Raw genomic sequence first — 23,656 nt, 5'->3', positions numbered from 1 at the left:
TTCCTTTAATCCTGCGAGTGATATTGGGTAGGCAATACTCCGAACATCTCTTTAAAACATTTACTGAAATAACTCGGTGTAGCGAATCCCACTTTTTCCGATATTTCAATAACGGTCAGTTCCGTATGAGTCAGTAATCCGGCAGCTTTCTTCAAACGGATGCTTCGGATAAATTCTGTGGGTTTCTGTCCGGTGATAATTTGCAGTTTACGGTAAAGATTCATTCGGCTCATACACATGTCGTCACTGAAAGCTTCCACGCTATAATCACTGTTATCCAGATTCTTTTCGACCAGTTCGATTGCTTTTTCCAGAAATCGTTCGTCTACTTTGGAGGAAGTGAGATCTTCCGCATTAACCTCAATGCCTGACAAGAATATCTGTTTCCGTTTTTGCTGCAATGCCAGCAGATGCTGGATCCGGTTCTTTAAAATATCCATGTTGAAGGGTTTTGTCAGGTAGCAGTCTGCTCCCGACTGATATCCTGCCAGTTCGTTTTCGTCACCTGTGCGGGCAGTAAGCAGGATAATGAAGATGTGTGAAGTCTTCATATTCTCTTTCAGCCGGAGACATAATTCAAACCCGTCCATTCCCGGCATCATGACATCACTCACAATGATATCCACTTCTTTCTCATTGGCGATGGCTTCCGCTTCTTCTCCGTTGGAGGCTTCCCATACCTGATATTCTTGTGATAACTGCTGATACATGAATTGGCGGAATTCTTCATTGTCTTCTACAATCAAAATGGTCTTCCGGGCATCTGATGAGTTCGTTTCAGTTGCTCCGGATTCATCCGGTATATTCTCCTCTCTCGGTAGCAAACGTTTATCAACCAGATTGGTCGGAAGATAGACACAAAATTCAGTTCCTTCTTCTTTATTGCTTTCCACTTCTATAAAACCTTGATGCATGGCGACATATTCTTTCACAATATGCAGTCCGATGCCGCTTCCTGCTGTTGCCTGTCTGTGGGTGTTTGCCCCGATCTGATAATAGCGGTCGAATATATGGGGAAGTTCATCTGCTGCTATTTCCTGTCCGGTGTTCTGCACGATGATGCAGACGTATTGTATCCCTCCTCTGTTCTCCATTTTGAAAAACACATCGATTCTTCCTTCCGGAGGTGTAAATTTGAAAGCATTATTGAGTAAGTTGTAGAGAATCCTGTGTACTTTATCCCGGTCAAGATACATATAAAGCGTTTGTTTCAGTGGTATGACTGAAAAGCGAATCTGCTTGTTGTTCGCATACGACTTGAATGCTTCGCAAGTAGTTGTGACAAATTCACTGATATCTGCATTCGTCAGATTCAGTTTTTCTTCGCTCACTTCCAGTTTGCGGAAATCCAGTAATTGATTGACTAATTGCAGCAACTCTTCAGCATTGCGATAGATGGAAGATAACTGTTGCTTTAACTTGCCGTCCTGCATCTCCGAAAGCAGACTGCTCAGAGGAGTGATAATCAGCGTCAGTGGAGTGCGTAAGTCGTGGCTGACATTCGTAAAGAAACGGAATTTCATCTGTGTCAGTTGTTCTTCCAACTGTTCCTGTTGCTTCCGGTGCAGACGGTTGAAGTAGAACTTTATGACTCCTGCCGCTATCAGAATAAAAGAAAGCATATAAAGGGCGTATGCCCACCATGTCTCGTACCATGCCGGTAGACGATTGATTTGCAGGCAGGATATGGGCTGTGCCCAACAACCGTGAATGTCCGTCGCTTTAATTTCCAATGTGTAGTTGCCTTTGGGAAGTTTGGTGAAATACGCAGTGTTTACTCCCGGAGGAAGTGACTTCCAGCTTGCATCCCATCCTTTCAGACGGTAGGCATAACTGATTTGTCCGGCGTGTAAGTGTTCTAGCGTAGAAAAGGATATTTCTACATTGATATTATCAGGATTCAATTCTATTTGCCGGGTATTTATACCTGTTATTTGTGTTTTTCCGTCTATTTTGATGGAGGATATAACGGGCTTTATATCGTTGGGAGATTGATCCAGCTCTGCAGATGGGGTAATCAGACAAAAAGCACCGATCCCTCCGAGGCAAATCGTTCCGTCTTTCATTTTGCGGATGGAAAGGAAATAATCCACTTGAATGAAGCGGTCGGAATTATACAGTATTCTAAATGAATGATTCGTAGGGTTGTACTCTTTTACGTATGGGTCTGCCAATATCCACAAATGTCCCAAGTTGTCTATCTCCATTCCTTTGATAGCATCTCCGTTTGTGTTGCAGGCATTCTCTTCCCGGGAGATAACTTTAGTTTGCGGATGATAGCTGTACACATTTCCTTCCAAAGTAGCTACCCACACTTTACCATCAGGAGCGATGAGGACAGATGAATAGTTTTCTCCTTTCCGAATCGTATGTCCTTCTCCTTCCGGGGAAAAATATTGGAACTCCAATGCTTCTGTAATGCAGAATATCGTTCCGTCCGGGGCAACTGCCAGGTCGTTTATCATATCCGCACTCCCCTGAAACTTTTTGAGTTCCCCTTTGGAAAGAGAATATTGATAGATGGCATTTTCTGTGCCTATCCATAAGTTTCCCTGATTGTCCTCGCTTAATACACGAATCTGTCGGGCATCCGGCAGTTGGATCTCTTTTGTCAGTTTCATCTTCATGCCTTCATGTTGCAGATACAATAGACACGCATTATCGGATGCAGCCCAGATTCCGGGTTGAGTATGACATTTCTCGATACATTTTATGATATTATACTTTCCTGTTTCTTCGGAAAAATCCGATGCAAAAGAAATCTGTTCGGAAGCAGGATGGTAGATGGATAATCCGGTTCTTCCCTGCCATATCCAATAATAGTCCCCTTCTTGAATCGTTCTGTCTGCCATCACCGGATAACCGGTAATAGCGGACATGGCAGAAGTAGGGTAACGTTTGATTTTGTTGGCGTCGAACGAGAGGATAAACGTATGGGGAGAATATCCTGGAACCCATACATTGCCGGCACGGTCTTCAATGATTCTATCCAATATCTTTTTGCCTTTAGGAAGAAAACTTTCCGTATCGACGGGGTGAAGTGCATTATCTACAATTCGGTAAGCATATAAATCGTCCATCGCTGAAACCCACAACACTTCCTGCCGGCTGTCTTTAAGTAATCCCAGTATTTGAGTTTTATGCGGTGTCTGTTCGTACCCTTCTAAGGTGACGGGTTGTAACTTACAGATTACTTCCTCCGATTGTGGATTGGAAGAAGGGATTAATTGTACAACTCCTTTTCCCCAAGTAGCCACCCAATAGCAATCATTTTGTACATCTTCAATCATTTGTATGGGCGATGCATCACATGTCCATTGATAAGGCGAGAAGCTGTCTGTTGACGGATGATATTGTAAAAGACCTCCCGATCCTTGCAGTACCCAAAGTTGATGTTTTCCATCTTCGTAAAAGTCAGTAACGTTTCGTCTTGTACCCTTCCATTCTGAAGGATAACTTCCAAGACATTTGCCTTCACTGGAAAAGTGGTAAATCATACCTTCGGCCGAAGTCCAGATAGTGCCGTCATGAATAGCCCGGACAGCATCGACTCTTTGCTTCTTGAGTTCCCCGTCTGTTATTTCGTTGATTTGATAATTAGCTTTATCTAATCTGTATAAACCACGTTTGGTGCCGAACCAGATATGATGTCCGTTGTCTTCTGTTATACAGGTAATGTCGTTGCTGGATAGCAGGTGAGGCGTATTTAAGTCCGAACGAAAGACATTAATCTGATAACCGTTGTCACGGCACAGGCCTCCGCCTTCTGTTGCATACCACATATAACCTTCGCTATCCTGAAGAATCCGGTGGATATGTGCTACCGGTAACAATCTTTGAGTAGGAAGCTCCGTGACAACGACTTGTTGAGACGAAATGGAAAGAGTAGTCATTAGACTGAGAATGAGACTATAATAGTGTTTTAAAGTCATGCTTTTTATTTGAATACAGATAGCTGTGTTTTTTCCATACAAAGATAGTCTTTTTTTTACAAATACTTTATATCTTTGCAAAACAATGGCATATGCCGCGATTTAACCATACCACTGAAAATATGAAAACAAAAACTTTATTAGGCTTCTTTCTTCTTTCTCTCATGGCTTTTTGTATATCAGCCTGTCAAGATGATGCAGAGATTATTTTATTTAGCGGTTCCGAATTAATCGACGAAACGGGAACCTGTACGAACACGATTTCTTCTACAGTCCTGTATCTTAATGGATGGGAAGCGGAGAATATCGGGATAGCTAATGGAAAAGGTGGTTACTCGGCACAAAGCTCCGATGAGACGATTGTGACGGCAACGGTCAACGATAACAGGTTATGGCTTAGCTCACACGGCAAAAAGGGGAAAGTGACGGTTACCGTTAGTGATAAAGACGGCAATTATGTCACGCTGCCTGTTACTGTTTCTTATGGTGTACTGACTTTTACATGTCTCGACCAACCTGAATTCCAAGTCTCCAGACCCAATGAAGGTATGTTGTTATTTGACGCAGAAGACGATTTGCAGGAGAAGGTGAATGCGGCAATGGTCTTTTATTCTTTTATTAATAAAGGAGATATCTGTGTGTTACGACCGGATGATGTGTATTGTTTGTCTGAAGAAGGAGAAGGAGGGAAATTCACCTATAAAACAAAGGATGAACAGGTGCTTGTTGAAGGGACATATCGGATAGAATGGGCTTCGCTGGCCGGAAAAAAGAAAAAAGCTTTTGTCTTTACATATACAGGTGAAAATGATGTAGAGAAACAACACACCTTCTTTAATTTTAGTCCGTATTTAGGAACTCAAAGTCTTACAAGAGAAAGAGGTCCGATTACTACGGCATGGTTGGAAGATGTATCTGATTCGCCTTATCTCGAAGGTATTTTACCTGCGGATAGAACAGTTGTATACTGGGTGGATACAATGATCTCCAGTTTATCTGCGGAGGAAGTGTAATCCGTATCTCCTAATGATGAGGGTACAAGATTTTCTTTGTGTAAAATAAAAAGGCACAGGAACTTTTCATTCCCGTGCCTTCTTTTATGGGCTATACCTTTACAGCATCCTTATGCGTTCAATGCTTGTTCGATATCAGCAATAATATCATCTGCATTTTCGATACCTACCGATAGACGGATCAGGTCCGGGCGTACACCTGCTTCCATCAGTTGTTCATCCGTCAACTGACGGTGAGTATGGCTTGCCGGATGGAGTACACAGCTACGTGCATCGGCCACGTGAGTAACAATAGCGATGAATTCCAGTGAATCCATAAACTTGATAGATACGTCACGTCCGCCTTTCAGTCCGAAGGAGATGACTCCGCAGGAACCGTTCGGCATATATTTCTGTGCAAGGCTGTAATATTTATTGTCCGGCAGTCCGCAATAGTTTACCCAGGCAACTTTCTCGTTTTTAGAAAGATATTCGGCTACTTTCTGCGCATTACGGCAGTGTTGAGGCATACGCAGGTGCAACGTTTCAAGTCCCAGATTCAATAAGAAAGAATTTTGCGGGCTTTGGATGCTGCCGAGGTCACGCATCAGTTGGGCAGTTGCTTTGGTGATATAAGCACCTTTGCCGAATGCTTTAGTATAAGTCAGTCCGTGGTATGACTCGTCCGGAGTACAAAGTCCCGGGAATTTTTCAGCATGAGCATCCCAGTCAAAATTACCGCTGTCTACGATACAGCCACCTACGCTTGTAGCGTGTCCGTCCATGTATTTGGTAGTAGAATGAACCACGATGTCAGCTCCCCATTCAAATGGGCGGCAGTTGATCGGAGTCGGGAAAGTATTGTCAACAATCAATGGAACCCCGTGACTGTGTGCGATACGTGCGAACTTTTCAATATCCAGTACTTCAAGAGAAGGGTTGGAAATCGTTTCACCGAATAAAGCTTTTGTATTCGGTTTGAAAGCTGCAGAAATTTCTTCTTCGCTGGCATCCGGATTAACGAAAGTCACATCGATGCCTAGCTTCTTCATGGTCACGCCAAACAGGTTGAACGTACCTCCGTAAATAGCGGAGGAGCAAACAAAGTGATCTCCTGCCTGACAGATATTAAAAATGGCATAGAAGTTGGCGGCCTGACCGCTGGAAGTCAGCATAGCGGCTACACCACCTTCAAGAGCGGCAATTTTGGCGGCAACAGCGTCATTCGTTGGATTTTGCAGACGGGTATAAAAGTAGCCACTGTCTTCCAGGTCGAACAGGCGGGCCATCTGCTCGCTGGTATCGTATTTGAAAGTTGTACTTTGATAGATGGGCAATACGCGTGGTTCGCCTTTTTTAGGCGTCCATCCTGCCTGTACACACAGGGTTTCCGGTTTGAATTGTTTTGCCATAATGTTATCGGGTTTTAATGTTTTATTTCAAAAAATGTTTTAATGCTGCAAAAGTAGGGAAAATAATTGTATTTTTGCCCTGTTTATGAGTGAAATGATACTCTTGCGAAGGAGATAGTTAATGTAGTTATGAAAAATAAACTCTATATTCTTTTATTCTTAGCTTTTCTTTTTTCGGGCACAACTCTTTGGGCACAGCAGAAGGCAACTCCGAAAGCGGGTGAAGGCATCTCTTCTTTTCTGTTGAGGCACAACCGCTCTCCGAAGAAGTATTACGACGACTTTATTGAGCTCAATAAACAGAAACTGGGAAAGAACAATGTGCTTAAAGTGGGCGTAACGTATGTTATTCCTCCCATCAAGAAATCAGCTTCCGAAAGTTCCGGAACAAAGCAACAATCTCCGAAAGCTAAATCAACAAAAATAGGAACCACCCTCAATGAGCCTCTGTTTGGAAAGCAACTGGCTGATGTGAAAGTCACTTCCAACCGTCTTGCCGGTGCTTGCTTCTATGTGGTCAGCGGACATGGAGGTCCTGATCCGGGTGCTATCGGAAAAGTTGGTAAATACGAATTGCACGAAGATGAATACGCTTATGATATTGCCCTCCGTCTGGCACGTAACCTGATGCAGGAAGGAGCCGAAGTCCGTATCATCATTCAAGATGCTAAAGATGGTATCCGTGATGATTCGTACCTGTCAAACAGTAAACGGGAGACTTGTATGGGCGATCCAATTCCTTTGAATCAGGTGCAACGCTTACAGCAACGCTGCGATAAAATAAACGCCCTTTACCGGAAAGACCGTAAGAACTATTCTTATTGCAGGGCAATTTTTATTCATATTGATAGCCGTAGTAAGGGAAAACAAACGGATGTCTTTTTCTATTATTCGAATAAAAAGGGAGAAAGCAAACGATTGGCGAATAATATGAAAGATACGTTTGAGTCAAAATATGATAAGCATCAACCCAACCGGGGCTTTTCCGGCACAGTGAGCGGGCGTAACTTATACGTGCTTTCCCATACCACTCCCGCTTCCGTCTTTGTAGAGTTGGGTAATATCCAGAATACGTTCGATCAGCGTCGGCTGGTGATGAATTCCAATCGTCAGGCACTCGCCAAATGGCTGATGGAAGGTTTCCTGAAAGACTACAAGGAGAAAAAATAACATTTTTACTTCTCCTTTCGTGAACAAAATAAAAATCTGAATGTTTTATATATGCAAATCGCCTGATGGCTACTTGTAGGTATGCGAATATATATAGGCTAGTGAATATGCCTCCCCGGCATAACAGGAAGATTGCATAGTAGTTTTGTCGTGTTTTATTTTGTGTTTGTGTTGTGACGGTGCTGCGATGTGAATCGGGGTGCCGTTTTTTTCGTTTCTCTTGAATTCGTTAAAGAGCGCGTTATTTCATTTTCTTATCATATTATTGAATAAAATCTTATCAATCCTGTGAACAAAATCCGGAAATGTATGTTATTTATTGTGCAAATCGCCTGATAAAGCTTCTTATGCGTATGCGAATATAGATAAGTCAAGCAAGATATGCCTCCCCGGCATGACAGGAAGATTGCATAGTAGTTTTGTCGTGTTTTATTTTGTGTTTGTGTTGTGACGGTGCTGCGATGTGAATCGAGGTGCCGTTTTTTTTGTTACATATAAAAGAAACGGCAGGCTTACAAATAAGAAACGAGCTTACAAATCTTCTAAAGCATATCATAGAATCTCTGCAAGCTCGTTTTATGAGTGGTGCTTTTGCGCACCTTATCTAGTTGTTATAAAGGCATATTACCATGCTTCTTGGGCGGGTTTGTCTGCATCTTGTTTTCCGTCATTTCCAGTGCCTGAATCAGACGTTTGCGAGTCTGTCTCGGATAAATGATTTCGTCAATATATCCCAGTTCGGCAGCCTGATACGGAGTAGCAAACTTTTCTTTGTAAGCTTCCAGTTCCTTGGTCTTTGTTGCTTCGTCAGCTTTGCGGAACAGGATATTGATGGCGCCGTCCGCACCCATTACTGCAATTTCTGCACTTGGGTAAGCGAAGTTCACGTCAGCTCCGGTCTGCTTGGAGTTCATTACGATATAAGCACCACCGTAAGCTTTGCGGGTAATCACTGTCAGTTTGGGAACAGTAGCTTCTGCAAACGCATAAACTATTTTTGCACCGTGACGGATGATACCATTGTTTTCCTGTGTATATCCCGGAAGGAATCCCGGAACATCTTCAAAGGTAATCAATGGGATATTGAAACAATCGCAGAAACGGATAAAACGGCTTGCTTTGTCACTGGCATCAATATCGAGAACACCGGCAAGATAAGCCGGCTGGTTCGCTACGATACCTACCGAACGACCTGCCATACGGGCAAAGCCGATAATGATATTCTTTGCAAAGTTCGGCATCACTTCGAAGAAATAACCATTGTCTATAACGCGTTCGATAATGTCTTTCATGTCATACGGTACGTTCGGATCTACCGGAACGATCGTATCCAGAGAAGCATCTTCGCGGTTTGTTTCGTCGGTGCAAGGCTGTTTCTTGGCTTCATCCATATTATTCTGCGGTAAGAAAGAAAGCAGTTCACGGATGCTCATCAGCAATTCTTCTTCGGAATTGCACATAAAATGAGTCACACCACTCTTGCTGCTATGTGTCATTGCGCCACCCAGCTCTTCTTTACTTACTTCCTCATGAATCACCGCTTTTACTACATCCGGACCAGTCACAAACATATGACTCTTATCTTTCACCATAAAGATGAAATCGGTCAGGGCAGGAGAGTAGCAGGCACCTCCGGCGCAAGGACCGAGGATGGCTGAAATCTGTGGAATCACACCGCTGGCCATTGTATTCTGATAAAAAATATCAGCATAACCGGAAAGGCTCTCGATTCCCTCCTGAATACGTGCACCGCCCGAATCATTCAAAGCGATAATCGGGGCACCGTTCTTCAATGCAAGTTGTTGTACTTTCACAATCTTTTTAGCATTGGAAGCTGACAGTGAGCCGCCATATACCGTAAAGTCATAAGCGTAAACAAACACCTGGCGACCGTCTACCTTTCCGTAACCGGACACGATACCATCTCCCGGAATTTTGTTCTTATCCATACCGTAGTTCGTACAACGGTGAACCATCAACTTATCCAGTTCAACGAAAGTACCCTTATCGAGTAACATCTCGATACGTTCGCGGGCAGTCATTTTACCGCTTTCGTGTTGCTTCTCTATTTTATCAACGCCTCCGCCAAGAGAAGCGATGCGGTCACGTTCCTCGAACGTGGCGTATGCTTTATTTATTTCTTCCATAATGCAATCCGTTCTTATATTATGCAATCGGTTCTAATGTTATTAATGTCTGTTCGCCGGTTATGCTATCACCTTCTTGAACCAGAATTTCTTTAATGCGGCAATCCGAAGTCACTTTGTAGTTGCTCTGCATCTTCATTGCTTCGATAACGATGGCAGTATCTCCCGCTTTCATTTCCTGACCGGCTACAACAGGTATTTTCACTACCTTGCCCGGCATCGGAGAAATGATGCAGTCGTTCTGTTCCTCTTCCCCTTTCTTGCGCATCCGCAGATATTTCGCCTGGCTGTCCACAATTTCTACATTGAAACTGCTATAATGCGTATTCACTTTATAGCTTTTCCCGTTATCACGGCGAATCAGTTGTGCGTTCGAACTGCGTCCGTCCATCAAGATGTTGCAAGTGCCGTTTTCCGCCATCACTACATCTGCTTCAAACGGTTTTCCGTCAATGGTGAGTACTACCTTGTTGTCTTCCTTGCTGACCAACTCTACTTCGGCCACACGGTTTCCTATATGAATTTCCATAATTGAATTCTCTTTGTTAAAATTAGATTCTCAACACTCCTTTGTGCAGTCCGAACTCTTTCCATTTGCTGATAGGACGATTGTCGGTAGCCATGCCGCTGTTGTTCTCTTCGAGGTTCATCAGGTAGTCCATATAAGCGGCAATCAGGGCAATATTTTCGGAATGTTCGCTGGTGTGCGTGATGCGTTGTTGCAGATATTCACCGTTCTTGGCGATGAATCCTGTGTCATAGTGACCTTCCACGAAATCGGGAGTGTCCATGATGGCACGCAGATAGCTGATGTTGTTTTTCACACCGGTCAACTTATATTCGTGGAGCACACGGCGCATCCGCTCGATAGCGTATTCGCGGTTGGTAGCCCACACAATCAGTTTACCGATCATCGGGTCGTAGTAGATCGGAATTTCATATCCCTCGTACACATAACTGTCGATACGTACCCCGATACTGTTCGGCTCTGTAATCTGTTTGATGATACCGGGGCTCGGCATAAAATTCATTTCTGTATCTTCGGCACAAATACGGCATTCAATGGCATGTCCGCGTTGCTGGATATTTTCCTGCTTGAGTTGAAGCACTTGTCCGTCGGCAACTTTAATCTGCTCTTTCACCAAATCTACCCCAATCACTTCTTCCGTAATCGGATGCTCCACCTGTAAACGGGTGTTCATCTCAAGGAAATAATAGTTGCGGTGTTTGTCAACAAGAAATTCGATAGTACCCGCACCGATGTAGTTCACCGCTTTAGCCGCAGCTACCGCCTTTTCACCCATATCTTTCCGCAGTTCGGGAGTGACGAAAACCGAAGGAGTCTCCTCTACGATTTTCTGGTTACGGCGTTGCACGGAACATTCGCGTTCGCACAGGTGAATGACGTTTCCATGCTTGTCACCAAGAATCTGGAACTCGATGTGATGAGGCTCTTCAACGAACTTCTCCAGATAAACCGTGTCGTCGCCAAAGGAAGACAACGATTCGCTCTTGGCAGTGGTATAAGCTTCTTCCACTTCTTCGGCACTGTGGATGAGGCGCATACCCTTTCCACCGCCGCCCATAGAAGCTTTCAGCATCACCGGATATCCGATCTTATTGCAAAGCTCTATGGCTTCTTCCACACTTTTCAAATTGTCTTGTGTGCCGGGAACAACGGGTACTCCCGCCTCGATCATTTTGATACGGGCAGCAATTTTATCCCCCATGGCTTCCATTGTTTCCGGATTAGGTCCGATAAAGATGATTCCTTCTTCCTGACATCGACGGGCGAAGGTAGCATTCTCGGACAAGAAGCCGTAACCCGGATGGATGGCGTCCGCATGAGCTGCTTTCGCCACTTCGATGATTTTTTCTATATTCAGATAACTCTCTTTGGATGCTGCCGGCCCTACGCAATAAGCTTCGTCTGCGTAAAGCACGTGCTTCGCGGTCCGGTCTGCTTCGGAAAAGATAGCGATACTCGTTATCTCCATCTCCCGGCAGGAGCGCATCACCCTTACGGCAATTTCACCGCGATTGGCTACTAAGATTTTTTTTATCATACTTTTCTCAATTAAGTACATACTTATTAATGTCTTCCCGTCTAATGGACATACTCCACCCGACGAAAAACAGTATTTTTTTGATTTGGGGCTTAACAAGTGATACTCTTTCTCCTAACCCACGAGGAGGGGAGCGTCTTACACAAAATGGCAGGTCTTCTGACTGACTCTTGTCTTATTTGCCTTCCCGATTAACATCAGTGGCGTTAAATTAGTTCAATTATAAGACATTGAACAGAGCTTCACAGCAGCGGGACTGTCCGGGATTTGCACCCGATTCCCTATTAATCGTCGTCCGTTGGATACGGATTCTGAACCATTTCGGGGGGCAAAGATAAATAAATATTGAATAGGATGTTTCTTTTTTGCACGAAAGTTGCAATTTTGTGCAATGCTTATCTTTAAAACGGATTCTTTAATTAGTGTGTAACCTTGCTATTTTTCTAAACTATATTTCTCCTGATATTGTTAGGGTGATAGTAATTAATTAAAAGGAGATATTCATATGAAAGAAAAGAAAATAGCTCGTGAAGAAAGAAATCAGGAGAAACTGGCTAACGGTGATTGGGTAATGGCAGAGTTTTATGCAACGTGGTGTCCTCATTGCCAACGTATGAAACCGGTTGTTGACGAATTTAAGAAACTGATGGAAGGAACATTGGAAGTGGTATTAGTAGACATCGATCAGGAACCTGCCCTTACAGATTTCTATACAGTTGAGTCGACTCCTACCTTTATTCTTTTTAGAAAAGGAGAACAGCTCTGGAGACAATCCGGTGAATTACCTCTGGAAAGACTGGAAAGAGCAGTGAAAGGATTCAAATCCTAAAAGGTTTTGGGCTGATTGCTATAGCTTTTATTACTATAGTCACAGATAGTATAGAATAAGAACATACCTGCAGCGTTTTTTTTATTAATACTGCTATGAATAGAGTTGTGTTGATTAAGGTGATAGCAAGTTTTATCTACTAGCTTTCGGACTTTGGCCAAGTTTGATAGAATTGCTATCATTATATCCACTTTTTTAGTGTATTCTGAAAAAAAACTGCTATCTTTGTACTGTCGTAATAAGTAGAGAAATGGTTATTGAGTTTGAAAAGGAATATCTTTCAGAACTTTATTATGAAGGTAAATGTAGCGATAAGAAGCATCGTTTTCAACCTCAAGTAATAAGGAATTATGTGAAGCGAATTGTCATTTTGGCTGAAGCGTTGAATGTAGAAGCACTTTATCCTTTGAATTCGTTGAATTATGAAGTCTTGACGGGAGTTAAAAAAGGTATTTCATCTATTCGGATCGATAAACAATATCGACTGGAATTTAAAATATCGACTACGGATTCCGAACCCATCATAACTATTTGTTCTATAATCGACATAACGAATCATTATAAATAAGAATAGTATGTCTAATTTAGGGTATTCTTTTGTTTCAGTACATCCGGGAGAGATTATAAAAGAAGAATTACAATCTCGTGGAATATCGCAGAAACGATTTGCAGAGGTGGTAGGAGTGTCGTATACGATGCTGAATGATATATTGAATGGGCGTCGTCCTGTATCTACTGATTTTGCTTTGTTGATTGAAGCTGCTACCAATATAAATGCGGAGTTGTTGGTGAATATGCAGACAAGATATAATATGCAAATTGCCCGAAAGGATAAGAATGTTATGGCGCATTTGGAGAACTTACGGAAAATATGTGCAACATTGTTATAATTTAGTTGAGTCTCAACTCATACAGGCAAGCCTGTACCTCTTCAAGGCTGCCGGTATGTTTTCCTTCATCATCAGATAGTTTGATACATTCTCTCCATTCCTGATTGACATTCATCTTACATTGTGTCAGTTTCATCACGATGTTCGAAGGCTCGAATCCGGTATCATTGGTAAGGTTGGTACCGATTCCGAAAGAGCAGCGTATTTTGTTCTGGCAGTATTCCTGAATATCCAATGCCTTAGTAAAGTCGAGGGCATTGCTGAAAACGATGGTTTTGGTTGTCGCATCAATTCCCAACTCTTTGTAACGGGCAACCAGTTTGTCGATAAATTCAAACTCATTACCGGAATCGCAACGCACTCCGTCAAAAAGTTTGGCCTGTTTGCGGCTAAGGTTACTAAGGAAGATACCGGAAGTATATGTATCGGAAAGTGCGATACCCAAATCCCCGTCATAAACATTCACCCAGTTTTCGAGTGCCATATAGTTGGCATGTTTATATCCGAACTGCGCTCCATGAAACATAAACCATTCATGTGGATGAGTCCCCATCATTTTCATTCCATATTTCATTGCAAAGTTACAGTTGGAAGTTCCGGTGCAATAATGTGCCGTCTCGTTCAGCTTCTTGATAACCGTTTCCTGCACATCAATGGAGAATCTTCTCCGTGTGCCGAATTCGGAAAAACAGAGCTGATGTTGATTCGACAATTCTATTTTCTCCGATAGCTTGCAAAGAATCTCGTTCATGTCTGCTACATTGCCAAAGAAACGGTTTTTGATTTCGGAGACAATCGCGAGCAAAGGCACTTCATACAACGTCACTTTATAGAGCAAGTCAGTCACCTCCATGTGAAGATGACAGGCTTCATCCAGATGAATATCAATCTTATTAGGGTCGAAACGAAAAGAAGATAACCACTCCCAGTAGACCCTCGGAAGGAATCTGCAGTTTTTTGTCATATATTCCAGCTCCTTTTCCGTAAACCTCAACTGACTAAGATTCTTAATCTCTGTCTTGAGTGCTTTCAGGAAATCTTCGGTATATTGGGTTTCATTCCGGTCGTTGAAACTAAACGTGCCCATTGCATAGGGAAACAGTTTGATATAAGCATACGATGTGGTAAACTTATAAAGATCGGTATCTAGTAATGTCTTAACAATCATTTCGTTCGCTCTTTATATCTTATAACGTCGTAAAGTTAGTATTTGTTGAATGATATAACGACTTAATCATTAATAATTATACCTTTTTTATTCGAGGGGAATAAAGCAGGATCTGAATATATATTCTGTTCGCAATGGCAAATTCCTTATCTCTTATTATAGTTGTATTAATACGTCAAGCCGATTTTCAGCGTAATGGAATGGTGCGACAATTCTTCCTTAAACGTCGTATGGAAATACGGATCTTCCTGTTTCTTTATACGTTCCAGTTTCTGAAGTTCATAACCTGCCATCAAATTCAGTTTTAATTTCCGGTTGACTTTAAATTGTGCACCGATGGAAGGAGAGAGGTAAAAGCCTCCGTTTGCTTCTCTGTCTGTGGCAAAAGACCCACCGATATGACATTCCAGATAAGGAGTCAGTCTCCTGGGCTTCGTTATATAAAATTGCGCACTGGCATAAAGCGGAATAAGCAACTTCTCATAAACAGAAAGTCCGCTACCCGCACCGATGGCAAACCGTTGACTGATGTGGTAATGACTGACGATTTGCCAGTTGAAAGGCGTGTAAGAAGGCTGATTCATAGAAAAACCTGTCCCGATATATGTAGTGTAAGAGAGACGTCTGCTGTCTGTTTGTCCGTCGGCACATACAGTGATGAAAGATAGCAGTGCAAAGATGAATATAAATTTCTTCATAATGATGCAAGGATAGAGTCTGATAATACGATGGTTAGCTGCTGCTATTGCACATACACGGTTATGCTTTTAACGATATGCAATGCAGTTGTGAGTGAAGAAGTATCTCTGGTAAGATCTCCATTACTTCCATCCGGGCTGCTGTGTCCGATCAGTTTGGCTGTAAATTCTTTCTTGCCGGAAGTCAAATCCACTTCTGCTGCGTAGACAAGGGCAGGCTGTCCGCTCCCTTCTTTTCCACCGGAGTAATTGGCGTCTCCTTCTTTGGCCGATTTCGGATATGCATCATTGAAATCTGTAGAATGATTGATCTCAATTTTGACTATAAACTTCTTCTCTTTTCCGGTTGGCGACATCTTTACATTAAAACTACCTTTCGGAGTAGCTCCGCTGATACCGTCCGTCAACGGTTCTTTTTTAGTCGGGAGATATACCCCGTCTTCATATTGGATTCCCCGCTGATAACACCAATGCGGCAGCGCTTCCTTTCGGCGGTTACCACGGGAGGCTTGCCAGGATTGAGTGGCTATTTTGTGTGTCACATACACGGTGGACAGATAATTTCCTTCCATGTCTTCAGTCCAGATCGCAATCTGGGGCGGATTTTTGATGTTGATGCCTAGAAACAAAGGAAAATTATGCAACCACTCTTCCCCTTTTTCAATAGATATTTTAAGATCGTTACTGTCGTATTCTACTAACCCCCGGTTGCATCCACTATTTATCAATAGAGAAAGAACCCATATTCCCATTATTGTCATTTTATTCATTTGATTAGAGTTGTTTTTGTAACCAGAGGTCTACTAATAGATTGATGCCTTCTTCCAATTCCTCCCAGCCGCTTTCCTGCTGAATTTTGAGGCCGTTGTAGACCGGGCAGTTTTCTTCGAGCAATGCCAGATAACTGATGGCTGCGGTGATGATGGAAGCCATAGCGGCAATCTCTTTTTTCGGATGTTTTGAAAGTTTGCTGACTGCCTCTACCAGCCAGATACCTTTCTCTTCCCGTTTGTTGCGCAACTCTTTCACAAACTTATTGTCCGTTGTCAGTTCCCAGCGATACAGGCGTTTCAATGTATAATTCTCCCGTAACCACATGATTTGTCTTTTGAATATCTGCTTGATAAATGCGGCTAAATGAGTCTGATCCGGTAACTTTTCATCGAAATTAATCCAATAGTCGTTCTGTTGAATGTAGGCTGCTATCAGTCCATCCAGCGAATTGAAATAACGGTAGATAAGCATTTTTGAAACTTTGGCCTTGGCTGCTACCGCATTGATCCCCAACCCTTCGAAACCGCTTTCTTCGATGATATCGTTGACGGCTTTAATCAGGGTCATTTCCGTAGCCTGTCTGTTTTTAGTAATCTCTTTTTCCATACTTTGATACTTTTGTTACTGACTGGTCACAAAGATATGTTTCCTATCGGTAACATCAAGGAAAAAGAGATTATTTTTGTAATGGTTGCCGGTTAATAACGTATCATCTTTACCGATAATACGTTATCCGGTCGTTTTATGATAACGCTACTGTCGGATTATGAACGGTCAGTCCGCCATCCACCACAATTGTTTGTCCGGTGATGTATCTGGCATCGTTCGAAGCCAGAAAAGCGATGGTAGCTGCAACATCCTCCGGTTCTCCCAGATAAGGAGTGGCACATTGACCGAGGAAGATATTACGTACATCCTCATTCAGGTTGTCCAATGCAGCGGGAGTAAGTACCAGTCCCGGAGCTACGGCGTTGCAACGGATGTTTTTCTTTCCCATTTGAGTAGCGATATATTTCGTCAGGTTGATGACACCCGCTTTGCTGGCGCCGTATAAAGTGCCGTTGGCATCAGCCGTAAGTCCGCTTATGGAAGCTACGTTGACAATGTTTCCGCCGCCATTGGCAGTCATGATAGGAATGACCTGTTGGGAAAGGTACATCGTGCAGCAGAGATTCAGATGGAATGCTTCATCAAAGTAGTTGATGTCCAGCTTTTCGATGCTAAGGTCACGTTTGGGATCAGTTCCTCCTACATTATTAATCAGTACATCTATTCTTTGATATTCATTCATGGAAAAATCAATCAACTCTTTGCAACTCTGGAGTTCGGTGGCGGAGAAATAGACATGGCGCACGTCAGCCCCTGCGTGCATGAGTTCGTTGGCAAGCTGTTCCGCTCTTTTCTCGGAATGGTCAGCGATGACTACTTTGCCTCCTTCGGAGACAATGCGGCGTGTGGTTGCTTCGCCTATGCCACTGGCAGCACCGGTGATGACAACTACTTTATTTTCGAATCTGTTCATATAATGGGAATTTGATGGTTACCTTCTATTAGAAACAGCTGGCAGAGGAATTTGTTAGCCCGCATAAACTCTCTTTAATAAGATAAGGTATTCGATTCGAAAACTTTTGCATCTCTTCCAGTTTTACGCCTTGATTCTTTAAGAAAACTGTTAAATGTTAATGGCCGGCCACTCATTTGTTAATGCGGTTCTGATTCTATTAAACCATGTTATAAGATACGTTGCTTTGACCTCAAAATTTGGAGATAACCGAAAAGTCCGTATCTTTGTACTGTGTTTTTCATAGTATTAGATTTAAGGTTAACAAAAGATTGGCTGTCTGGGATAGATAGCCTTTTTTTATGCCTGTAAGCCAACTGTAGACCGAAGAGATTAAAACAACGAATATTGGTTATCCCGCAGGCTTTTCATCTCCCGTTCCTTTACGATATCCTCTTCGGATAAATGACCGATAAGTAGCGGTGAGTTTTTATCATGTTTCCTCCTATTATATACTGCCGTGTTATAATTGCCTTTGATGGCATAACAATAAATACATCCGTTCAGACAACTTTCATAAGTTCCGATATCAATGCTTTCAATGCAGTTGCAGATGTTACGCTGGTTTTTATCCTTTTGGGCGAGGATGGAATAACCGATGATCTTTTCTATCAGATTCTTATCGATACACAGGCCGCTCGGAATACCCAAATGTCTTAAATCCACCTTCACAGTACAAGTATCCAACTGTATGTCGGGATAAGCGTCTATTGTTTTTTTAAAAGAGACAGCCATTTCTTCTATTTCCTCTTGAGTCAGCGGATAGATGTTGAATGACCGTACAGAGTTCCGGATATGCTGGTAATGATCTATGAATCCTAGCATACATTTGGCAGTGTGGTCTTTGAGTCCGTCGGCAATCCGGGCAAATGCTTCCTGATGGAAAGAAACATTGTATTCCTCGTTCGTCAGTATCGGATCGTATCTCCAGATCACCCTTTCCCTGCCGATTTTATCAGCCAGCTTTTTAAAGGTATCCATTCGTTTATCGATGGAGGGCAAATGATTTTCCAGCTTTTCTCCGTAAGGGTTAAGTGTAAATTGGAAGTAATAGTTGTAATCCTGCAATTTCTCCAGTTGGTTGAGCATAGGTGCCGGGTTCTTGGTCCAGAAAACAAAACAATCTACTACAGCAGGAGATAAAGAGATCTTGCTAATCATTTTCGGATGATATGGATTGGGCACTAATACATATCTTTCTTTAATCCGGTTAAAAAACCACTGGGAATAGAATGCCGGAATATCTGTCCGGCGGCTGGCACTGATTATCATAGTTCAAAGTTACAAAAAAAAAAGCCGATGTTGTTTCAATGATGTCCCTTTTTTGTATTCTTACTTACCCAAGAAGTAACTTGTGTGAATGAATATGTTAAATGTTAACGTGTAAAGTCTGAAATGTTAATACGCTTCCCAGAGTATTAAACCCTGTTATAATATGGGCTGTTTAGGCTCTAAAATTTGCTATTTACCTGAAATATGGTACCTTTGTACAGTGTTTTTTTCATAAGTATTAGATTTAAGGTTAACAAAAGATTGGTTGCTCGTGATGAGTAGCCATTTTTTGTTTTTATACACTATGGTTGTTTATTCCTTAATCATAGTCAACAGCATCTTAAATCTCTCCACTGCTGTAAGGGCATGCGGCGCATTCGCCGGAAATACGATACTTTCTCCTGCTTTTACGGTGAACAGATTTCCGTTTACAGTAATATTCGCTACCCCTTCCAATACCTGCACGAGCGCATCAAACGGAGCACGATGTTCGCTTAACCCTTCTCCTTTGTCGAAAGAAAATAAAGTGATATTTCCTGCCGGACTTTTGATTAACTGTTTGCTGATGACGCCTCCTTCAGTATATTCAATGAGGGAAGCCAAATGGAGCACAACTCCTTTTTGAAATGATTGTTCCATATTTGTTTTATTTTTAAGTTAATATCATGTATAGAACACTTATCAAATATGCATTGTTTGTCTATAACAAAAAACGATTTTTATTGTTATAGTACGAAAGTCTCAATAAACTAACCATTATTATGAAGAAGAATATCTTATTGTTTGGAGCACTGATAGGTGCTTTCTTATTGGTTTCCTGTTCGGGAGGAAACAAGAAACAGGCTGCGTCCTCCGTCACTCCGGAGGAATTGGATAATGCCAGTAAAGTGATAAACTATTATCATACATCGCTCATCGTGTTGAGGCATGTAGCTAATGCAAAAGACGTAAATGCGGTCTTGGGATATATGGAACAGACAGGAAAAGTTCCTGAAGTATCTCCGATAGCACCGCCTGAAGTATCTGCCAGAGACACTGCGGAATTGATGGATCCGGGAGATTACTTTAATATAGAAGTCCGTCAGAATCTGAAGCAGAGTTATAGAGGACTTTTTAGTGCACGGACGCAATTCTATGATAATTTTAATAAGTTTCTCTCTTACAAGCAGGCCAAAGAGACAGCCAAGGCTGGCAAGCTCTTGGATGAAAACTACCGGCTAAGTGTAGAAATGTCCGAATATAAACAAGTGATTTTTGATATTCTAAGCCCGCTCACGGAACAGGCTGAAAAAGAACTTCTTGCCGACGAACCGTTGAAAGATCAGATCATGGCTATGCGTAAGATGTCCGGCACTGTGCAAAGCATCATGAATCTTTATTCCCGCAAACATGCGCTGGACGGTATGCGTATTGACATGAAGATGGCGGAACTGAAGAAGGAACTCGAAGCTGCAAAGAAGCTTCCTGCTGTGACAGGCTATGATGAAGAACAGAAAAACTATTCTAGTTTCCTGTCTTCTGTAGAATCGTTTATGAAAGATATGCAGAAAGCAAGGGATAAAGGCGCATATTCCGACGCAGATTACAATGCGATGTCGGAAGCCTACGAATATGGACTTTCCGTTATCTAAAGAATTCTTCCTCTGTTTGGATGTGAGCTGTAATCATGCTTCTTCAAGCAGAGGATGCTTTTTTAATTAAGTAAAGAAGTCCTTTTTTTACTATCCCCTTTTAAACAGGAGTTTTACTTTTGCATTTGGATTAAGAAATAATATCTTTGTTATATGCAATCATTTCAATTGATAAAACCCTGTTTTGCACTGGCTCCCTACATACGGCATTACTGGATATTGCAAGACGACTCAATAGCCCCTGTTTCCGAACGGACTCTGCCTATTGGCTGCATGCAACTGGTATTCCATAAAGGGAAACAACTTCTTTTGTCGGGCGAGTCGGAGCTGCAACCCCAATCCTTTATTTCCGGACAATCGGTCGGTTTCTCGGATGTGATGTCTACAGGCAGGATAGAGATGATTACTGTTGTTTTCCAACCTTATGCGGTAAAAGCATTGTTTCACATACCCAGTCATTTGTTCCGCGGACAGAATGTAGACACCGGTGCGATGGAAGATGCAGAACTGTCGGACTTAGTAAAACAGGTCACGGATACTTCTCGTAATGCAGTTTGTATTCGGTTGATAGAGCAGTTTTTTCTTCGTCGTTTATACACTCTTCCCGAGTATAATCTCAAGCGCATGTCTGCTGTTTTCCATGAAATAAATCTCCGGCCGCAAATCAACATTTCTCATTTGTCGGAGACAGCCTGTTTGAGCAGCAAGCAATTCGGGCGTATCTTCACCGATTATGTCGGTACTACTCCCAAAGAATTTATTCGTATTATCCGTATGCAACGGGCGTTATTCATGCTGCAACAGGATGCTACTGTTCCTTTTGTACAAGTGGCTTATGAATGTGGCTTTTCCGATCAGTCTCACATGATAAAGGAATTCAAACTCTTTTCCGGTTATACCCCTGCGGAGTATCTTTCTGTATGTGCCCCTTATTCCGATTATTTCTCTGAACTCTAAAGATGTCTCTTTTTTCCTATTGGGCTTCCTCGGGTTACCCTACTTTTGCAATGTCTTTGCAAAGGCTTAGTAGTAACCATAAAAAAGAAACGAAATGAAAAAATTAATTGCATTTTTTGAGATTCCTGCTACCGATTTCCGTCGGGCTGTCGATTTTTACGAAACGGTGTTGGGTGTGCAACTTCCGACTTTTGAATGTGAAACAGAGAAAATGGCTTGTTTCACGGAAGAAGGTGAAACCGTCGGTGCAATATCTTATGCTTCAAACTTCGACTTTCTTCCTTCAACGCATGGCGTACTTATCCATTTCAACTGTGAGGATATCGAACAGACGTTGGAAAAAAGTGCTTCTGAAAGGAGGGAAAGTGGTCATTCCCAAAACAAAGATTGAGGCAGACGATAAAGGATGGTTTGCCGTATTCACGGATAGTGAAGGAAACAGGATTGGCGTCTATGCTGAAAAATAGGAGGTAGGGAAGAGGGAACAGCCTGTCTGGAAGTGACTGCTGTTCCTTCGTCCTCTTATCCGGATTATTCTACCGGAATATAGATCTCCGTCAACAACTCTTCGGGAGGAGTGTCACATGGATTGTTCAGATAGCGTTCGGCACTAGCTTCATCACGTATCGTACATTCCATTTCGGGCAGATACTTTCCGTAAATCGTATCGTACACAGCTTGCAGATTGTCATACGGTCCTTTGTAAAGGAAGATGGCATAACGTCCGGCTGGGATAACCTTGAATCCCACATCACTTTTGGGAGCAACTTTTACAGGCATCACCATGCATACGTCTGTACGCAGTTTCTCGGCTGGCGTCACTTTCGGATCATCGTGGTAAATGCAAAGCGGACTGAAATCTCCCATCGGCAGTTTTTGTTCTTTGATGAATTGGAATAAACGTCCCCAAGTGCCGCCGTAATCATTCAGTTTGTAGTCTCCTGTAAGGCGGATATAAATCACATTCCGTTCGGAGACATTTCTGATCTCTTTTTTTAGTTCCAGGTCTGGCCTGATAATCGCTGGTTTCATAATTACAAAGTTTTTATTGTTTCTATATTCTAAAGGTGAAATGCCATAAAATTGCTTGAACACTTTCGACAACGAAGAAGGAGATGAGTAGCCAATCCGGTAGGCGATGTCGGCAATCGGAATATCCGAGTAGCGGAGTAGGCGTGCGGCAGCTTCTGTCCGCGTCCGGACAATAAACGTACCAATCGGTTCACCGAGAAAAGCTTTCATGATCCGGTGAAAGTAAAAAGGAGAAAAGTTTGAAATTCTGGCCAGAGATTTTAAATCAATATCTTCTCCTAAATGTTGGATGATGTATTCCACTACCACATTTACGCACTTTTGATATTCTTCTTTCGTTGTTTTTTTCTGTTGCATAACTAATTTTGGTATTTCACTTCGCAAAGGTATTGGTAAAAAAGCGAAATGACTTGTCCGATATTGCGGAAATGTCAACTTTCTATGGTTTCCCTATACCTGTTTTGAGAATTTATTTTGATATATAATGTGCCTTCCAGTAGTGTTATGGTATGAACTATGACCGAGTTTTTAACCGTTAATTGCGAAATTGATTTTCTTGTTTTAAATAATGTCAAAAACTAAAATAAAAAATCTGGTTTTGTTGTAAACTATTGTTGAAATGACTATATTGTAACCGAATTATTAATAAAAATAGCCATGGATAAAACGATTGTAGGGAACAATGCCGGAAAGGTCTGGTATGCCCTGAAAGAAATTGGTGAAATTTCAATACCTGAATTGGCGAGAAGATTAAACCTAAGCGTAGAAAGTACAGCATTGGCCGCCGGTTGGTTGGCACGGGAGAACAAAATTTGTATCCAACGGAAAAATGGATTAATTGCTTTATCTGATGAAAGCGCTTTTCCCTTCAGTTTTGGATAATAGCAGGTTTTGTGAGTGAATATCTTAGAAGTTCCGTTAACTTATAAGTAAGAATATGTCCGTATAAGGTATCACAAGTTTAGTTTGAACTTAAGAAGTTTTATATTTAAAAGAGTTGCCCTATTATTGGGCAACTCTTTTAAATATAATAAACGTATAAAAATGTCGAATCGTGTCCGGCTGCAGATAAAATTTATATACTTATATTTCATAATAATAATTGCCTGTTTTTTCTCTGGCAAT

At 42.1% G+C, this 23,656-nt stretch carries 21 protein-coding genes, 1 pseudogene and 1 riboswitch; of the genes and pseudogenes, 9 read left to right on the top strand and 13 right to left on the bottom strand.

The genetic code is table 11. The annotated features are described in order from the left end of the window. Window positions 1-5: 5 nt before the first annotated feature. On the bottom strand, window positions 6-3,932 hold the full coding sequence (locus NXV01_RS23565) for a response regulator (protein ID WP_234133032.1): 3,927 nt from the start codon (window positions 3,930-3,932) through the stop codon (window positions 6-8). A gap of 92 nt (window positions 3,933-4,024) precedes the next feature. Between NXV01_RS23565 and NXV01_RS23560 the strand changes: the two genes are divergently transcribed. After that, complete coding sequence (locus NXV01_RS23560) at window positions 4,025-4,945, top strand: hypothetical protein (protein WP_195650053.1); 921 nt, start codon at window positions 4,025-4,027, stop codon at window positions 4,943-4,945. A 110-nt stretch (window positions 4,946-5,055) separates the two neighbouring features. Here the strand turns inward: NXV01_RS23560 and NXV01_RS23555 are convergent, their stop codons facing one another. Then, window positions 5,056-6,336 carry an O-acetylhomoserine aminocarboxypropyltransferase/cysteine synthase family protein gene (locus NXV01_RS23555; RefSeq protein WP_004306892.1) on the bottom strand — a complete coding sequence of 427 codons (1,281 nt, stop codon included), beginning with the start codon at window positions 6,334-6,336 and terminating at the stop codon, window positions 5,056-5,058. Window positions 6,337-6,465: 129 nt separating this feature from the next. Between NXV01_RS23555 and NXV01_RS23550 the strand changes: the two genes are divergently transcribed. Further along, the gene (locus NXV01_RS23550; protein WP_148365034.1) at window positions 6,466-7,506 is read left to right on the top strand and encodes an N-acetylmuramoyl-L-alanine amidase; all 1,041 of its coding nucleotides are present in this window, start codon (window positions 6,466-6,468) and stop codon (window positions 7,504-7,506) included. A gap of 611 nt (window positions 7,507-8,117) precedes the next feature. Here the strand turns inward: NXV01_RS23550 and NXV01_RS23545 are convergent. The 3 genes from NXV01_RS23545 to accC are packed head-to-tail and all read right to left on the bottom strand — an operon-like array spanning window position 8,118 to window position 11,719. Further along, complete coding sequence (locus NXV01_RS23545) at window positions 8,118-9,653, bottom strand: acyl-CoA carboxylase subunit beta (protein WP_195650055.1); 1,536 nt, start codon at window positions 9,651-9,653, stop codon at window positions 8,118-8,120. 19 nt (window positions 9,654-9,672) lie between these two features. Continuing rightward, window positions 9,673-10,182, bottom strand: a complete 510-nt coding sequence (locus tag NXV01_RS23540) for an acetyl-CoA carboxylase biotin carboxyl carrier protein subunit (protein ID WP_008650400.1) — start codon at window positions 10,180-10,182, stop codon at window positions 9,673-9,675. Between the two features lie 22 nt (window positions 10,183-10,204). Continuing rightward, window positions 10,205-11,719 carry an acetyl-CoA carboxylase biotin carboxylase subunit gene (gene accC / locus NXV01_RS23535; RefSeq protein WP_148365031.1) on the bottom strand — a complete coding sequence of 505 codons (1,515 nt, stop codon included), beginning with the start codon at window positions 11,717-11,719 and terminating at the stop codon, window positions 10,205-10,207. Between the two features lie 131 nt (window positions 11,720-11,850). Further along, window positions 11,851-12,055: riboswitch (cobalamin riboswitch) on the bottom strand. A 169-nt stretch (window positions 12,056-12,224) separates the two neighbouring features. Between accC and NXV01_RS23530 the strand changes: the two genes are divergently transcribed. From NXV01_RS23530 to NXV01_RS23520, 3 genes are all read left to right on the top strand, one after another. Then, window positions 12,225-12,548 (top strand): co-chaperone YbbN, encoded by a 324-nt coding sequence (locus NXV01_RS23530; RefSeq protein WP_148365030.1) that lies wholly within the window; start codon window positions 12,225-12,227, stop codon window positions 12,546-12,548. Between the two features lie 250 nt (window positions 12,549-12,798). Continuing rightward, window positions 12,799-13,116 carry a type II toxin-antitoxin system RelE/ParE family toxin gene (locus NXV01_RS23525; RefSeq protein ID WP_007766544.1) on the top strand — a complete coding sequence of 106 codons (318 nt, stop codon included), beginning with the start codon at window positions 12,799-12,801 and terminating at the stop codon, window positions 13,114-13,116. Between the two features lie 7 nt (window positions 13,117-13,123). Beyond that, window positions 13,124-13,438: a HigA family addiction module antitoxin gene (locus NXV01_RS23520; protein ID WP_148365029.1), complete on the top strand. Its 315-nt coding sequence runs from the start codon at window positions 13,124-13,126 to the stop codon at window positions 13,436-13,438. 1 nt (window position 13,439) lies between these two features. Here NXV01_RS23520 and pncB read toward each other — a convergent pair whose 3' ends face one another. The 7 genes from pncB to NXV01_RS23485 form a co-directional block, all read right to left on the bottom strand. After that, window positions 13,440-14,606, bottom strand: a complete 1,167-nt coding sequence (gene pncB, locus NXV01_RS23515; RefSeq protein WP_259023306.1) for a nicotinate phosphoribosyltransferase — start codon at window positions 14,604-14,606, stop codon at window positions 13,440-13,442. A gap of 167 nt (window positions 14,607-14,773) precedes the next feature. Continuing rightward, window positions 14,774-15,304 carry a hypothetical protein gene (locus NXV01_RS23510; protein WP_259023305.1) on the bottom strand — a complete coding sequence of 177 codons (531 nt, stop codon included), beginning with the start codon at window positions 15,302-15,304 and terminating at the stop codon, window positions 14,774-14,776. A 44-nt stretch (window positions 15,305-15,348) separates the two neighbouring features. Continuing rightward, window positions 15,349-16,074: a DUF2271 domain-containing protein gene (locus NXV01_RS23505; RefSeq protein WP_259023304.1), complete on the bottom strand. Its 726-nt coding sequence runs from the start codon at window positions 16,072-16,074 to the stop codon at window positions 15,349-15,351. Window positions 16,075-16,078: 4 nt separating this feature from the next. Next, window positions 16,079-16,684 (bottom strand): TetR/AcrR family transcriptional regulator, encoded by a 606-nt coding sequence (locus NXV01_RS23500; protein ID WP_148365027.1) that lies wholly within the window; start codon window positions 16,682-16,684, stop codon window positions 16,079-16,081. 136 nt (window positions 16,685-16,820) lie between these two features. Continuing rightward, a complete protein-coding gene (locus NXV01_RS23495; RefSeq protein ID WP_148365026.1) occupies window positions 16,821-17,600 on the bottom strand; it encodes an SDR family NAD(P)-dependent oxidoreductase in 780 nt (259 codons plus the stop codon). Window positions 17,601-17,972: 372 nt separating this feature from the next. After that, window positions 17,973-18,911 (bottom strand): DUF1848 domain-containing protein, encoded by a 939-nt coding sequence (locus NXV01_RS23490; protein ID WP_074559087.1) that lies wholly within the window; start codon window positions 18,909-18,911, stop codon window positions 17,973-17,975. Window positions 18,912-19,223: 312 nt separating this feature from the next. Next, window positions 19,224-19,550 carry a cupin domain-containing protein gene (locus NXV01_RS23485; protein ID WP_195650060.1) on the bottom strand — a complete coding sequence of 109 codons (327 nt, stop codon included), beginning with the start codon at window positions 19,548-19,550 and terminating at the stop codon, window positions 19,224-19,226. Window positions 19,551-19,672: 122 nt separating this feature from the next. Here NXV01_RS23485 and NXV01_RS23480 point away from each other — a divergent pair, with 122 nt between their 5' ends. From NXV01_RS23480 to NXV01_RS23470, 3 genes and pseudogenes are all read left to right on the top strand, one after another. Beyond that, entirely contained in the window at window positions 19,673-20,542 is an 870-nt protein-coding gene (locus NXV01_RS23480) for a DUF6845 domain-containing protein (protein WP_148365024.1), read from the top strand. A gap of 153 nt (window positions 20,543-20,695) precedes the next feature. Next, window positions 20,696-21,499, top strand: coding sequence for a helix-turn-helix domain-containing protein (locus NXV01_RS23475; protein ID WP_234133036.1), 804 nt, complete (start codon window positions 20,696-20,698; stop codon window positions 21,497-21,499). Between the two features lie 94 nt (window positions 21,500-21,593). After that, a pseudogene (locus tag NXV01_RS23470) lies at window positions 21,594-21,966 on the top strand (VOC family protein). Window positions 21,967-22,030: 64 nt separating this feature from the next. Here the strand turns inward: NXV01_RS23470 and NXV01_RS23465 are convergent. Beyond that, the gene (locus tag NXV01_RS23465; RefSeq protein ID WP_217721636.1) at window positions 22,031-22,888 is read right to left on the bottom strand and encodes a GyrI-like domain-containing protein; all 858 of its coding nucleotides are present in this window, start codon (window positions 22,886-22,888) and stop codon (window positions 22,031-22,033) included. Window positions 22,889-23,188: 300 nt separating this feature from the next. Between NXV01_RS23465 and NXV01_RS23460 the strand changes: the two genes are divergently transcribed. Further along, on the top strand, window positions 23,189-23,413 hold the full coding sequence (locus NXV01_RS23460; protein ID WP_004296847.1) for a winged helix-turn-helix domain-containing protein: 225 nt from the start codon (window positions 23,189-23,191) through the stop codon (window positions 23,411-23,413). Window positions 23,414-23,656 lie beyond the last annotated feature (243 nt).

The organism is Bacteroides sp. BFG-606 (assembly GCF_024788145.1).
Lineage (GTDB): Bacteria > Bacteroidota > Bacteroidia > Bacteroidales > Bacteroidaceae > Bacteroides > Bacteroides vicugnae.
This window is presented reverse-complemented; position numbering and strand designations above follow the sequence as displayed.